The sequence below is a fragment of the Photobacterium ganghwense genome, assembly GCF_003025595.1.
Lineage (GTDB): Bacteria > Pseudomonadota > Gammaproteobacteria > Enterobacterales > Vibrionaceae > Photobacterium > Photobacterium ganghwense.
The window spans coordinates 483,508-497,419 of record NZ_PYMI01000001.1 but is presented as its reverse complement, the minus strand read 5'-3'; the positions used below and the strand labels follow the sequence as shown (position 1 = coordinate 497,419).

The window sequence follows — 13,912 nt, the reverse complement described above, 5'->3', positions numbered from 1 at the left end:
AAGCAGTTACGACAAGGGGTTACTGCATGGGATTACTGCAAGTTTTTTGCCATAACGTCTGCTTCGGCGTTGGTTGCCGCCGACCAGAGTCGGGCAAAGTGAGCCGCCTGCTGATCATCGGAACTGGCAATGGCAAAAACATCGGCATATCCGCTGCCGCCGCGGATCAATTGGCCAGCTTTGTACAATTTGATGGTGAGCGGATCGCTGCTGCAGAACTCACTGATGCAGTACCAGTAAACCACCTGCATTGTGTCACCCCGCTGATTGGTCAGTGACAGGGTTGCGGCCGAGGTGTCAGTCTGTAGTGATAGTTGTCCGCTACGTTGTATCGCCCATTTCTCTTTATCAAACAATTGATTATCACTGCTGATAAGTTCGCCTTCAGGTTGCCACAGAGCGTAACGGGCGGTATACAGCAGCGCGTTGCCGTCAGTGCTGACAGCCAGTTTGGCTATAGACGCATGCGGAAATTGAATGCCCCACAACTTTTCCATCTCAAGGGATGTCGCTGGCTTTGTGTCCGGAGGTGAGGGGAGATGACTGACAGATTGTGTCACGACACTGCCGGCCAGCAACGGTGACGTGTCTGTCACCGGATCCGGCACGGCTGTCATGCTGCGCCCCCAAAGTGCAAAGCATAATAGTAATGCGGATAACAACCCGATTGCTTTAATTGGCGAGGTGCCGCTGGAGTGAGGCTGCGGCGAAAAGGTCTCTTGCTCACGCTGTTTGTCCGCAAACAGGCTGGCAGTCAAATAAATGCACAGAATGACCAGACTGAAAAAGACCCAGCCGTACACCAAATGATCGGCACCGGTAGCGTGTTTCATGTCAGACAGGTAGCCGATGAGAATAATGCCGTAGGCACGGATACCGTTGGCAATGATCGGGAAAATAAAGGAAAACCCGACAAACAAAATCCGCTTCCAGGGTTTTGTGAACTGGAGATAGGCAAATAAAGTACCCAGAGCCACGCTGGAAATCAGAAAACGAATACCGGAGCAGGCTTCGGCCACAAAGAACTGGCCGTTGGGAATGGTCAGATACCAGCCGTCCCGGTATACCGGAATCCCCGATAGTTGCAGAAAGACAATGCTTAAATCGGCGGTCACGGTTTGCAGTGAAGGAATCAGCTCTTCGCCGAACGGAATGCAAAATGTCAGGTAAGCAATCGGAAACCACATTACTTTTGCTCGGGGCGTGCCGAGCATTGCCCACAGCAGAAGCTGCAGGCTGAAAATGGCGGCTGCGTGCTCAAACAGCGCGACTCCGCCGGCTTTACCGACCAGCCAGAGCATACCGGGAATCGGCATCAGGAGAATGGGTAACCAGGCGACATCACGAGGCAGTTGACTGATTTGCTGGCGATGTTGCCAAGCAACCCAAAGGCTGATGGGCGCAATCAGATAACCATGCTCATAGGTTTTGGATTGCCCCCATACGGTAGCCATGTCCATCAGCGGCGCATAGAACACCAGTCCCCAGCAAAAGATGGGGAGTAACACTAACAAGGGTTTGTTCTGTTCCATGGTCACCTCTTCTTAATACCTTGGCTACAGTTCCTGTGCTTCTTTGACCGCACAGCCGGGCGGATTGGTATTCGTATCATCTCCCCTCAAACCTTCATGGCGCTGTGTGGCGGGATCAGACTGGGTCGCCAGAGAGGGCGAGTCCAGGTAATCCAGCAGCGGGCGCAGCTTGGCTTCCCAGCTGAAGTGCTGCTCTATCCAGTTGCGTGATTCACTGGCCACAATATGGGGCTGGTTGAGTTTGTTGAGCAGCCATTGGCTAATCACGTCAGGAGAATCAGCAACCTTCAGTTGCGATGTCGGGTAATCTTCCATGCCCTCAATGGTCAGAGAAGAAACAACAACCGGTTTCGCCATCGCCATGGCTTCCAGCATTTTATTCTGAACGCCGCGTGCAATTTGCATGGGAGCAATCGCTGCTTTGGCATATTTAAGGTAGGGGCGCACATCTTCCACCCGACCAGTGACCACGACGCCGGGTTGGTTATTGAGTGCGGTCACTTTCGGGCCCGGCGAACTGCCAACCAGATAGACCTTGGCGTTCGGATCGGCGGCTCTGACTTTGGGCCAGACCTCACGGCAAAACCAAATCACGGCGTCTTCGTTGGCCCAGTAGTCCATTGCACCGGTAAAAACGATGTAGTTATCACTCTCAAGCGAATAGATCTCGCCCAAATGGCAATCCGCCTCGGGCGAAAAAAAGGCACTGTCGAGCCCATTTTCCAGTGGATGAATTTTGCTCCGTACCGCTGTGGGCAGCATGGCTTTGAATGTGTCGGTTTCGGTCTGGGTGACAAAGCAACTGACCTGAAAGGCTGCGGCAACCGCCTGTTCGTAAGCTGCCAGAGTGCGGTGCTCCCGCTGATAAACGGCCTGCATGATCCCCTGAGTCTTGTCGGCATACTGGCGCCACTTATCCGAATCAATATCGGCAAAGTGCATCACGGTGTGCAGGTTTTCCTGATGTTTCATCACATACTGTGCCATGCACCCTGAGTAGAGAAATGCCTTGCGGATAGCGTATTTTGCAATGGTTTGGTCAACCCAGGTCTGCATGTGAGCGCGCGCGTAAAAGGGAACCGTGATGGGTTGTCCGGTCAGCAGGGCTGTGAGCCCCTTTATCTGGCTGTATCGGCGCGACAGCGGCATGATATGACAGCTGGCGCAAAACTGCGCCACATCTTGCTGGTACTGTTTGTCAAACGCGTCATCCACAAAACAGCCTAAATGAATGTCAAAATACCGGCTGAGAAATTTCAGGATATTGTAAGTGGTAATTTTATCCCCTTTGTTTGGCGGAAAAGGGATGCGGTGACAGAGATACAGTAACGGCTCTTTCATAACAACTACCCCAAGTATTTTGACAGCAACGGGCCAAGGCGACGGCTCAGGCTCAGTGGCAGCTTCTGCCAGAGCTGAATAAAGTAACGGTATTTCGGGTTGTTCGGTGACAGATTCGGCAGAGCCTGAGCTTTGACCAGGGCCACCCGATAGTTCAGTGGTGTTTCTTCCATGCCCCAGTGCTTTTTGTATTTGTAGGATCCCGAATCATTTTTACTGCGTCCGAAATCAAACTGACGAATTCCTTTCTGATGGGCAAGCTGCATCAGCTGGAAATACATGAAGTCGTTACTTTTCAGATCCCGGGCATCAAGAGTGCCACCGCCATAGTAGGGCAGCACTTCGCCTTTGTAGTAAAAGCTCAGCACGCCGGACACCGGTGTCTGCGCGTGATCCCGGATAATCAGTGTTTCACATTGCTCCCCGAATTGCTGTTTCAGGCTGGTGAACAATTTGTCTGAAAAAACCGGTGTGCCGAGATTGCGTACGCTTTCTGAGTACAGGTCGAAACATTCTGCCGGGTTATCGCTATTGTCCCAGCTCAGCGCATTTTTCTGCGCGTGGCGAATCACTGCACGCTGCTTGCGCTTGATAGCGGTCAGAATTTGCTCCGGATCGTCCGGTAATGTGCATCCGAAGGAGGTGTGATGGCTATGGGTCACCCAGGGACCTTTGCTTTCGACCGGATTGCGATCGCGCAGCTCGACATAGTCTACATTCAGGTTGCAGCCCAGCTCATAGGCCGCTTCTTCCAGCTTCTCACGCACGGAATCACTGTCAGCCAGCGCGCCGCCGTAGACGCAGAAAGGGGTCGACACCAGTGAATGCCCAAACAGCCAGCTTTTCTGCTCAAAAAGGGGTAATACCCCCACCACCTGTTTATCCTGCTCTGCCAGCATGTAGTGATGGCGATGGCCAAACACAGACTGAATCACATCAAGCCAGCCGGAGAGGTGAAAAAAGCTGCCTTGCGGATGGGTGTCGACGTACTTATCCCAGGCATTGTGCTCGGTAGGCGTTAACTTCCGTATTGATAGCGTTTCCATGATCGTCCTGCCCGTCTAATTGATAAACATTGCTGATCGTGTTCCATTCAAAATCCTGAACCAGTCGCGACAGCTTGCGTTCCATTCGATGTAAGTTGATGTAGTGACGAAAGCGCGATTTGGCTGACAGCCCTGAGGGACGAGGCTGAGCCGGATCTATCTCCCAGGGGTGAAAGTAAAAACTGTATGGCTGGCCGGTTTCCTTGATGTAAGCTTGAATCAGGTATCGGCTGAGCCGATAAGGGTAAAATCGGAAATATCCGCCGCCGCCGATGGGGACATTTCGACCCCAGCGGGTGAGGGTCGGAATTGGGATTTCAACAATCCCTTCTTGTCGGACATGTTTGAACCTGGGCCAGTCGGGGACGCCATACAGATCGTGCTTAATCGGGTAAGTACTGCTGGTAAACTGAAAGCCCAGCTCTTGCAGTACGTCAAAGGCCCACTGGTTTGACTGGTCTATGGAAAAGCTCGGGGCGCGATAGCCATTAACGGCCTGGCCGGTCAGGTCTTCCAATAGATGCTTGCTGCGCGCCACATCGTCCCAGAATACATCCGGCGATTGGCGGTTTGCGTGCTGGTGGGCAAAGCCGTGACTGGCAACTTCATGTCCCTGCCGATGAATGGCTTTCACCAGCTGCGGACAGGCATCAGCGACCCAGCCGAGAATAAAAAAAGTGGCTTTTACGTTGTACCGGTCGAACAGTTCCAAAATTCGATGCGTGTTGGCTTCGACCCGAAGCGGGTATGTGGTTCCCCATTCGTGGCGTTTTACCACAGGTGAAAGAGCCGCAACCTGGAAATAGTCTTCCACATCGACAGTCATGGCATGACAGCGAGGCTGAGCGGGAGTGGCGTCTTTTCGGGTCGAAATATCACGGGCATCGAATGTTTGCATAGCTACCTTCCTCTTCCGAACAGAACAATTTCAGAGGTTCTGATCAGAATTAAAATATCCAGCATCAGGCTGCGGTGCTTGATGTAATAGAGGTCAAACTTCAATTTCTCTACTGCATCATCCATGCCATCTCCGTAAGGATATTTCAGCTGGGCCCACCCGGTCAGCCCGGGCTTGACCCGGTGTCGATGCGAGTAATAGGGGATATGGTGTTCAAATTCCTCAGAAAATTGCGGACGTTCCGGTCTTGGGCCGACAAAACACATGTCTCCCCGAAAGACATTAAATAACTGTGGAAGCTCATCGACGCGGTATTTTCGGATGATACGACCCACCCGGGTGACACGGCTGTCACCTTTGGTGGCCATTTGTGCCCCGTTTTTTTCTGCATCGGTACGCATACTGCGAAACTTGTAGATGGAGAAGACTTTCCCTCGTAGACCGACCCGTTGCTGAGAGTACAGTACCGGGGATTTCAGACCGTCTTCCAATTTGATGGCGATGATGGTCAGAAGGATTAACGGCCAGCATACGGCAAGAATAATTAACGCTAATGCGCTATTAAACAACCAGTTGAAAATACGTGAAAAGATATTTTCCTTATTGTGGTTGTTGTAAATAACAAACGAAGGGTAAATATGGTTAACCGCAATTTGACCGGTTTCCCGTTCTACAAAATCAAGAATATCCGTAATTAAAATGTTTTGCATTTTGCAATGGAACAGGCTTTCAGTCGGAAGATTATTCCGGCGTTCATCCAACGCAATCACGATTTCATCGATACCGTTTTCAAACACATATTGTTCTAAAGGAACGGTTAATTCGATTTTATTCATGTTCGGATCTTGAGTTTCTTTATCGCCTTTAAAAGGGACATAACCGACCAATTCAAAATGGACCCTGTCTTTTTTACGGCGCATGCAGGTATTGATCAGCGTGGCGCGTTCCCCGCAACCCAGTAAGAGCACCCGGCGTCGGCCAATGTGTTCGTATTGTTTACTGATGGCGATATAGCGGGCAATCACAAGCACGGCAAAGGCTGAAGCATACAGAACCAGCTTACTGGTGGCAGGCAGACTCAGCGGGGGAATGACAATGGAAAGTGTAAACGTCAAAATATAGGCGAGTACAATAGCCACAGCAATCCGAACGGTAATACCGCTGAAAGATTCCCGTAACTTTTCGTTGTACAGACCGACGGCTAACAGTGTGAGCTGAATCGGCAGTGTAAAAAAGAACAGATGGAGAATCAGCGGCAGGCTTTTTAACCCATGAAAGTACTCCGGATAATAAACCGGAAGGTAATGGAAACTTAAATAAAAAAGACTGACTAACAAAAATATGTCAGTCACGATGAGTGTGGTATTACTCAGATTTAAATCATGAAAACGTGTATTTGCCATAGCTTTCCCTGACTTATAGCTAAATATGAACGTTATGCTGGTATGGATAATTGTAGTGTAGAAAAAACTTACACAATAAAAAAATCATATATAGTTAGTTTTATACAAAACTCTTTTTAGCACGCTGCAACACATTGGAAATACAGGCATCAATTGCGCTGAAATGTGGAAAGACCAGGATGGATAAGGATATGAAAAGAAGAGTATTTAGCGCTAAGCAGGCAGGGATCGCAGTCTTGATGTTGTCGGGATCGATAGCAGGATGCTCTAGTGGTAACCTTCCGCAACTACCAACCGCCACCACCCAGCCTTCACTTACCAAAAATGTCAGGGATTACAAATATCTGATCGGTCCCGGTGACAGCCTGAGCATTTTTATCTGGGGGAACCCTGAAATCTCAGGCAGTTACACCGTGCGGCCTGACGGCATGATTTCTACTTCGTTGGTTGAAGATGTCCCCGCTTCTGGTCGTACCCCGACAGACCTGGCCCGCAGCCTTGAGGCACGACTGGCCGAGTATATTCGCGACCCCATAGTGACCGTTATGGTGTCCGGTTTTATTGGCCCTTACAGCGAGCAGGTGCGGGTGATTGGCGAAGCCTCTCAGCCTCAGGCGATTAACTACCGTGAGAACATGACCTTGCTTGACGTTATGGTTCAGGTCGGTGGCTTAACTGATTACGCAGACGGCAATGATGCCCGCCTTATCCGGGTTGTTAACGGACGCCAGCAACAATATGGGCTGCGTATGGGGGATCTGATCCGTGACGGTGACATCACGGCCAACATCGATATTTTACCGGGTGACATTGTCATTATTCCTGAGTCCTGGTTTTAAGGGGGCGTCTGTATGAAGGAACAGCTGGATCTCCTGATTCAATACCTTAACGGTATTTGGTTGAATCGTCGGTGGATCTGGATGACGGCATGGGTTATTTGTCCGCTGGGTTGGATTGCCGTCACCCTGATGCCAAATCAATACACGTCTGAAGCGCGGGTTTATGCTGACACGCAGACGATCCTAAAACCCCTGATGCAAGGTCTGGCGATCAATGCCGATCCGTCACAGGAACTTCGCCTGATGGTGAAAACGCTGCTGAGTCGGCGCAACCTGGAAACCATTGCCCGTTACACTGATGCTGATGTGAAAACCCGCACCACAGAAGAATATGAAGATCTGCTGGATACCCTGAAATCAGATATCAGCATTCAAAGTGCCGGTAAAGAAAACCTCTTTACTATCAGTTTCACCGGTAAAGATGCGCAGTATGCGCAGGATGTGGTTCAGGCATCACTGGATGTGTTTGTTGAAAATGCCGTCGGGCAGAAGAAGATGGACACCCGGCGTGCCAATGAATTCATATCAACCCAGCTGGCGGAATATGAAGCTCGATTGCTGGATTCTGAAGCCAAACTGGCTGATTTTAAGCGAAAGAATGCCGGTTACTTGCCGGGGTCTGAGCGAGGCTTTGTCGCTAAATCAGAACAAATGAAAAGCGAACTGGAGGAAACGCGGCTGCAGTTGCGTGAAGCCCAGTCCAGTCTGATCTCTGCCCGGCGCCAGTTGGATCAGGAAACCAATCTGGCGTCTAAACAGAGTTCTGGGTTTAAAACGGAGTATGACCTGCGGCTTGAAGCCCTGCAGACCCGATTGGACAGTTTGCTGTTCCGCTTTACGGAAAGGCATCCGGATGTTCGTGAAACCCGCCGTCAGATTGAAGAGCTGAAGACACAGCAAAGCAGCAGCGGTAGCAATGCCGCGCAACTGGCATTAAATCCAGTATTGCAGGAAATGAAGTTGACGGTCGGACAAATGGAAAATCAGGTAGCTTCTCTGAAAGCCAGGGAAGAGAGCCTGATTGAAAAGATTCGGATTAATGACGAAAAGTTGGAGTATCTGCCAAAAATCGAAGCAGAACTGACCAGCATGATGCGTAACTATGAGGTGACGAAGGGGCAGTATGACGAATTGCTTTCTCGTCGGGAGTCGGCCTTGTTGTCGCAAAGCCTGGATGCCAAGTCCGATCAGATTTCGTTCCGGATTATCGATCCACCTTTGCTGCCACGGGAACCGTCTGGTCCGATGCGTCCGCTATTCCTGACTGTTGTGCTGATTCTGGCGGTAGGCGTAGGGTTTGCACTGGCGTTTATTGCCAGCCAAATCTGGTCAGTGGCATTCTCACCTACGCAAATTTATAAGCAATTGCAGTTACCGGTATTTGGGGTCGTGTCGGCAACAGAGCTCTCTGGCCTGAAAAAAATTGAGCGGTGGCGAATGTTGCGTTTCTCGTTCGTCAGTGTCTTGCTGCTGGTGTTTTTCGTCTGTTTTGTGGTCATCAATAGCATGCCTTCAGTGCATCAATTGATAATGCAGGGTAAGGAGATGTTATGAGCATTATTCAAAAAGCACTGAAAAAAGGGGGCGGTAAAAAGCCGGGTAAGCAGGGGATGATTGCCCGCGCGATGGATAAGTCCAAAGAGCGGGAACAGAGCCCCTCATCGAATCTGCTTGCATCGGGCAGTCGCTTACCAAACACGTCTATGGCTGAGAGGTCTATGGCAGATATGGATAGCCATACCGGTTATTCCCAGTCTGCGGTAGGGCAGGAATCGGTGCTTGCGTTTACCGGTGAAGCAGAACTGTACATAGATACTGAGCGGCTGAAAAAAATGGGGATGGTTTCCCATACGGATGAGCAGGCGAACTCGCAAATTACCAATGAATTTCGTTCTATCAAACACAAATTGCTCTATAACGCGTTTGGTCCCGCTTCTGAGACCCTCAAGTCCCCGAACATGGTGATGGTGAGCAGCCCGAATCCGATGGAAGGGAAAACCTTCACCTCCGTCAACCTGGCGCTGAGTATCTCTTCGGAAAAGGACAAAACTATTCTGCTGATCGATGCGGATGTGCTGAAACCCAGCGTGAGCAAAACCCTTGGTCTGGATGAAAAGCCGGGCCTGATTGAGTACCTGCTGGGTGAAGTCAGTGATATTTCAGAGGTGATTTATACCACCAATATTCCGAATTTACGTTTGCTGCCGGCTGGCAGACCGCACCACCTGAGCAATGAGTTGCTGGCCAGTGACAAAATGGAGAAGCTGACCAGAGAGTTGTCAGCCCGCTATGTGGATCGCATTCTGCTCTTCGATTGTCCGCCGCTGCTGTACGCGGTAGAAACCACTACGATCGCAAAATTTATGGGACAGGCGATGATTGTGGTGGAGCAGTCAAAAACCCGGATGTCTGATATTGAACAGGCTATTTCGGAGCTGAACAGGGAAATGGTGATTGGGTTTATTCTCAACAAAGCGACCCGTGGAATAAATAGTCGATATGGATATGGCTATGGATATGGTCTTCAAACGAACAGCGATTAGTGCATTTCTGGCACAGCTACTGCTGCTACCACAAACCGGCGGCGCGGCAGAGGTGGAATTTATCCCTTTTGTCGGAACCAGCCTGGTCTTTACTGATAACGTCGATCAGGCGTCTTCAGATCGTCGTAACAGCCTGATTTCAACCATTGACGCCGGCCTGAGTGCTGATATCACAGGTAATGACGGCAACCTGCTGTTTAATTATGAGCTTAGTCAGCTCTTCTACAGCCATGATTCCAGCGAAAACTCGGCCTATCAGGAACTCACCTTTAATGCGGATAAAGGATTATGGGACAGTGGCTTTCGAGTCGATGCTGATGCATCCATTTCCAATCTGGCGCGTGCTATCGATGAGAACGCCAATGCTGACATTTTCAGTGGGGATACCATAGAGAGTAAATCGGCCGAAGTCGGTTTGAGCTATCAGTCTAATCCGCTGAGCAGCATTAACTTCTATGGACGGGTTTTCACCGCTGTCGCGAACTATGAAGATGACATCGGTAATTACGATCGGTACGGCGGTGAATTTAACTTCGAAAACGGTCAGCGTGTCCGGGATCTCTTCTGGGATATCGAGGGCAGTTATGACTATAAAAACGGCCACAAAGGCGCGCCAAACACCGAGCTGAAAATTTTACGCGAAGTGATAGGGTTGCAGACTATTCATCACTGGTCGCCGCTTATTCGCCTGAACTATGAAGATTACAACGGTGTTTCCGAAGCGGACAGTACGGACGCGCTGAGTTGGGGGCCGGGGCTCCGGTATTACTGGACAAAAACGTCATACCTTGAACTGAGCTATAACTTCTCCGAAACCGACGGGATCTCAGACTTCTGGGCTGGTTCGATACACCTGAATCCGTCGCCGAGAACTGAATTTTTTGTTTCTTATGACAAGCGTTTCTTCGGGGATGCGTACGAGGTGTTTTTCTCGCATCAAACCCGTCGCCTGACCAATGCGATTAGCTATACCGAAGAAGCCACCAGTTTTGACCGTGACACCTTTACCTCAGGCTCTGACATCGCGGAGTTTATTCTCAGCAGAAAACTGGAATGGACAACAACGCTGGAAGCCCGTCGCACCGATTATGTGCTGACGTTGTTCTATAACCAGCAGCGTCCGCTCAATGACAATTCTGAGGAAAAGGATGAAGACGGATACGGTATCAGCATGGATATCACCCATGAACTGTCGCGGCGGCTTAGTGCCCGTATTGGGTTGTCTTATGAAGATTACCGTTTTCGGAACCAGGCGGAACCCGAGCAAAAGGATGAGTACTGGACTGTGGCGTTCGATACAAACTATGAGCTGAGTAAGAACATGTTTGGCTCAGTAGGGTATGAGTTCAACCAGCGTTCCTCGTCAATTACGGACAACGAATATGACGAGAACCGCGTTTACCTAGAAGTCAGGGTGGAATTTTAATTATGTACGAAGCACATTTTGGGCTGACGGACAAACCCTTCAAACTCAGCCCGGATCCCAGATTCTTTTATGCCAGCCCGTTCCACGAAAAGGCGGCGTCGTACCTTGAATATGGCTTGTCACAGGGCGAGGGGTTTATCGTGGTCACCGGGCCGATAGGTACCGGAAAAACTACGATTGCCCGAAACCTGCTGGCTTCTCTGGATGATTCCATCGAAGCAATTCAGATCGCCACAACCCGGCTCACGCCAGAAGAGTTGGTACGGTTGGTAGCGGCCAAATTTGGGATACCGGTAGAAGGCCTGGATAAAGCCGCAATTCTGAAACGCATGGAGCAGGCTTTGCTGAAATTGCATCAGCAGGGTAAGCATGCGCTCTTGCTGGTGGATGAAGCGCAAAACCTTCCGGCCGAGACAGTGGAAGAGCTGCGAATGTTATCGAATTTCCAGCTTGATGACCGTCCGCTGATTCAGAGCTTTTTGCTGGGGCAGGAGGAGCTCAAAGCCATTATTGCTCTGCCGGAAATGGAGCAGTTCCGCCAGCGGGTCATTGCATCCTGCCATCTTCAGCCGTTTGATACCGAGCAAACCCGCGATTACATTTTGCACCGCTTACATCAGGTTGGCTGGGAGGGAAACCCGGAACTGGACGAGGCGATTTTTGCCAAAGTCGCTGAGCAAACGGCCGGTATTCCCCGCAAGATTAACATCCTGATGGATCGCTTGTTTCTTTATGCTTACCTTGAAGAATTGCGCATTATCGATGAGGACGCCGTTCAGCAGGTGATTGATGAAATGGGCGAAGAATTCTCTGGCTCTATCAGTACTCAGCACGCCATGGCTCCTCTCTCCGATTCCCTGCATTCCGCGGCGGGTGCGGGTTTTCATCCGGAGAATAGTTTGTCACAAGGTCGCTCTGCACTGAGTGATCATGAAATGGATAAAATCCTGTCTACGCTGGATTCAGTGAAAGAGGTACTGGACAAGGTCATTGAACGCAAAGTTGCCACAATTCGTTACCTAGACAATCTCATCCTGAAAAAGCGTCGATTATCCGATCAGCTTGGCGGCTCCTCTGCGGTATCCAATGGCAATGAGGGGGCTGAGACAGATGCCGCAGAAAATGTTCTCGGGGAAGATGCCTTTCCGGCTCCCTCGTCGTACAGCGGGGAGATCACGTCATCTCAACCCCGTGAGGGCAACAATGACATGGATGGGAACACTCAAATCGAAGATGCTGATAATCTTAAACTCGAGAGCAAACGTTGGGTTCAGGCCCTGATGAAAGCCCATCAAGAATAATGAAATTGGACGAAAACAAAAAACAAGGCAGGTCAACGACCTGCCTTGTTTTTTTGTTGCTTACGGTTCTCGCCGTTTTACTGCTAAGACCCGGTGGTTTCTTCAGTGTTTGCCCCAACGAACTTGTCGTGGGGCGGGTTTAACAGGCCGATATAAGAAGGCCGATTTATCTGTACGCATGTCGCTTATTCAGCGCATTTATTACTGCGTCGTGGAGGAAGGCGCATCGGCGTTCAGGCTGAATTTTTCAATCAGCGTGTAGAGGGTCGGGCGGGTAACGCCCAGCAGATTGGCGGCGCGTGAGATATTGCCATCGGTCATGGTCAACGCTTTGCTGATTGCTTGCTTTTCCGCTGCATCTCGAATCTGGCGCAGATTAAGTGGCATTTTTTCCTGTGCTGAGGCGTCCACTGATGTCAGAGCCAAATCAAATTCAGAAATGACCTTGCCGTCCGCCATAATGGCGGCTGATTTAATCTTATTCTGCAGCTCACGAATATTCCCCGGCCAGTGATACTGACACAGCGCTGCGATGGCCTCGTCGGTAAAGCCATTGATTTTGTGCTGAGTCTGCTGGTTGGCAAGATGGAGGAAGAAACGGGCGAGTAGTACGATGTCTTCTCCGCGCTCGCGTAAGGGTGGGTTGTCGATAGTAATTTCACTGATGCGGAAGAATAAATCTTCGCGAAAGGTTTTTTCGGTCATCATCTGTTGCAGGTTCTGGTGGGTCGCACAGATGATTTTGACATCAACCGGGATTTCCTGGCGTCCGCCGACACGCTCGATGACTTTCTCCTGCAAAAAGCGCAGAATTTTTGCCTGTAACGGATAAGGCATGTCGCCAATTTCATCCAGAAACAGGGTGCCGCCATTGGCGTGTTCGATTTTCCCGATTGTGGTTTTATGTGCGCCGGTAAAGGCCCCTTTTTCAAACCCGAACAGCTCGCTTTCCAGCAGATGCTCTGGAATCGACGCACAGTTAATGGCCACAAAAGGTTTGTCATGACGCGGGCTGCGATCGTGAATCGCCCGTGCCAGCACTTCTTTACCGGTTCCGCTTTCACCAAGGATCAGGGTGGAAATTTCACAGGCCGCAATACGATCCACCATCCGGCAGACATGCTGAATCTGTGGGCTGTTACCGATAAACCCGTGGCTGTCGAGCGAGGACTGGCGCAGGCGGATATTCTCGCTTTCCAGATTCGTAATGACAAAGGCGCGGGCAATGATCACAGACAGAATCTCATCATCAATCGGCTTCTGATAAAAGTCATGGGCCCCCAATTCAATGGCTTTGAGTGCGTTATCTTTATCATCATTGCCAGTGATCACTATCACTTTAGTATTCGGACACAGGTCAAGGATTTCCTTGAGAGTCTGCAGCCCTTCAGAGGCGTTTGTCGGATCTGGCGGTAGACCCAAATCCAGAGTAACCACTTTGGGTTCATAGCGGCGCAGGGCGGTGATGGCTTCCTGTCGGTTGGCCGCAAATACGACGTCATAATCGGCCAGACACCACTTCAGCTGCTTCTGAATTCCCGGATCATCTTCGATAACAAGCAGTGTTTCCATACGTTGCCTCT

Annotated in this window: 11 protein-coding genes; 5 read left to right on the top strand and 6 right to left on the bottom strand. The window is 50.3% G+C overall.

Annotated elements, in window-relative coordinates:
- Window positions 1–32 precede the first annotated feature (32 nt).
- Genes xrtA through C9I92_RS02180 form a run of 5 tightly spaced genes read right to left on the bottom strand, consistent with a single transcriptional unit; the run spans window position 33 to window position 6,220 of the window.
- Window positions 33–1,532, bottom strand: coding sequence for an exosortase A (gene xrtA / locus C9I92_RS02200; protein WP_053061739.1), 1,500 nt, complete (start codon window positions 1,530–1,532; stop codon window positions 33–35).
- A 24-nt stretch (window positions 1,533–1,556) separates the two neighbouring features.
- A complete protein-coding gene (locus tag C9I92_RS02195; protein WP_053061740.1) occupies window positions 1,557–2,873 on the bottom strand; it encodes a TIGR03087 family PEP-CTERM/XrtA system glycosyltransferase in 1,317 nt (438 codons plus the stop codon).
- Between the two features lie 5 nt (window positions 2,874–2,878).
- On the bottom strand, window positions 2,879–3,919 hold the full coding sequence (locus C9I92_RS02190; protein WP_047884176.1) for a FemAB family XrtA/PEP-CTERM system-associated protein: 1,041 nt from the start codon (window positions 3,917–3,919) through the stop codon (window positions 2,879–2,881).
- Window positions 3,864–4,817 (bottom strand): XrtA system polysaccharide deacetylase, encoded by a 954-nt coding sequence (locus C9I92_RS02185; protein ID WP_084712478.1) that lies wholly within the window; start codon window positions 4,815–4,817, stop codon window positions 3,864–3,866. The genes C9I92_RS02190 and C9I92_RS02185 overlap by 56 nt, the downstream gene beginning before the upstream one ends.
- Window positions 4,818–4,819: 2 nt before the next feature.
- Window positions 4,820–6,220, bottom strand: coding sequence for a TIGR03013 family XrtA/PEP-CTERM system glycosyltransferase (locus C9I92_RS02180; RefSeq protein ID WP_047884177.1), 1,401 nt, complete (start codon window positions 6,218–6,220; stop codon window positions 4,820–4,822).
- Between the two features lie 191 nt (window positions 6,221–6,411).
- Here C9I92_RS02180 and C9I92_RS02175 point away from each other — a divergent pair, with 191 nt between their 5' ends.
- From C9I92_RS02175 to C9I92_RS02155, 5 genes are read left to right on the top strand one after another with little or no spacing between them, the layout of a single operon-like run.
- A complete protein-coding gene (locus tag C9I92_RS02175; protein WP_047884178.1) occupies window positions 6,412–7,059 on the top strand; it encodes an XrtA/PEP-CTERM system exopolysaccharide export protein in 648 nt (215 codons plus the stop codon).
- Between the two features lie 12 nt (window positions 7,060–7,071).
- Window positions 7,072–8,613 carry an XrtA system polysaccharide chain length determinant gene (locus tag C9I92_RS02170; protein ID WP_047884179.1) on the top strand — a complete coding sequence of 514 codons (1,542 nt, stop codon included), beginning with the start codon at window positions 7,072–7,074 and terminating at the stop codon, window positions 8,611–8,613.
- Window positions 8,610–9,602: an XrtA-associated tyrosine autokinase gene (locus C9I92_RS02165; protein WP_107193800.1), complete on the top strand. Its 993-nt coding sequence runs from the start codon at window positions 8,610–8,612 to the stop codon at window positions 9,600–9,602. Before C9I92_RS02170 ends, C9I92_RS02165 begins: the two co-directional genes overlap by 4 nt.
- The gene (locus C9I92_RS02160) at window positions 9,571–11,028 is read left to right on the top strand and encodes a TIGR03016 family PEP-CTERM system-associated outer membrane protein (protein WP_047884180.1); all 1,458 of its coding nucleotides are present in this window, start codon (window positions 9,571–9,573) and stop codon (window positions 11,026–11,028) included. The genes C9I92_RS02165 and C9I92_RS02160 overlap by 32 nt, the downstream gene beginning before the upstream one ends.
- Before the next feature lie 2 nt (window positions 11,029–11,030).
- Window positions 11,031–12,329, top strand: coding sequence for an XrtA/PEP-CTERM system-associated ATPase (locus C9I92_RS02155; RefSeq protein ID WP_084712480.1), 1,299 nt, complete (start codon window positions 11,031–11,033; stop codon window positions 12,327–12,329).
- A 201-nt stretch (window positions 12,330–12,530) separates the two neighbouring features.
- Here the strand turns inward: C9I92_RS02155 and prsR are convergent, their stop codons facing one another.
- Window positions 12,531–13,901, bottom strand: coding sequence for a PEP-CTERM-box response regulator transcription factor (prsR, locus tag C9I92_RS02150; protein ID WP_047884181.1), 1,371 nt, complete (start codon window positions 13,899–13,901; stop codon window positions 12,531–12,533).
- Window positions 13,902–13,912: the final 11 nt, after the last annotated feature.

What these genes read in the sequence shown, in the direction of transcription:
- xrtA (WP_053061739.1), bottom strand. Translation starts at nt 1,532, where the DNA reads ATGGAACAGAACAAACCCTTGTTAGTGTTACTCCCCATCTTTTGCTGG.
- C9I92_RS02195 (WP_053061740.1), bottom strand. Translation starts at nt 2,873, where the DNA reads ATGAAAGAGCCGTTACTGTATCTCTGTCACCGCATCCCTTTTCCGCCA.
- C9I92_RS02190 (WP_047884176.1), bottom strand. Translation starts at nt 3,919, where the DNA reads ATGGAAACGCTATCAATACGGAAGTTAACGCCTACCGAGCACAATGCC.
- C9I92_RS02185 (WP_084712478.1), bottom strand. Translation starts at nt 4,817, where the DNA reads ATGCAAACATTCGATGCCCGTGATATTTCGACCCGAAAAGACGCCACT.
- C9I92_RS02180 (WP_047884177.1), bottom strand. Translation starts at nt 6,220, where the DNA reads ATGGCAAATACACGTTTTCATGATTTAAATCTGAGTAATACCACACTC.
- C9I92_RS02175 (WP_047884178.1), top strand. Translation starts at nt 6,412, where the DNA reads ATGAAAAGAAGAGTATTTAGCGCTAAGCAGGCAGGGATCGCAGTCTTG.
- C9I92_RS02170 (WP_047884179.1), top strand. Translation starts at nt 7,072, where the DNA reads ATGAAGGAACAGCTGGATCTCCTGATTCAATACCTTAACGGTATTTGG.
- C9I92_RS02165 (WP_107193800.1), top strand. Translation starts at nt 8,610, where the DNA reads ATGAGCATTATTCAAAAAGCACTGAAAAAAGGGGGCGGTAAAAAGCCG.
- C9I92_RS02160 (WP_047884180.1), top strand. Translation starts at nt 9,571, where the DNA reads ATGGATATGGTCTTCAAACGAACAGCGATTAGTGCATTTCTGGCACAG.
- C9I92_RS02155 (WP_084712480.1), top strand. Translation starts at nt 11,031, where the DNA reads ATGTACGAAGCACATTTTGGGCTGACGGACAAACCCTTCAAACTCAGC.
- prsR (WP_047884181.1), bottom strand. Translation starts at nt 13,901, where the DNA reads ATGGAAACACTGCTTGTTATCGAAGATGATCCGGGAATTCAGAAGCAG.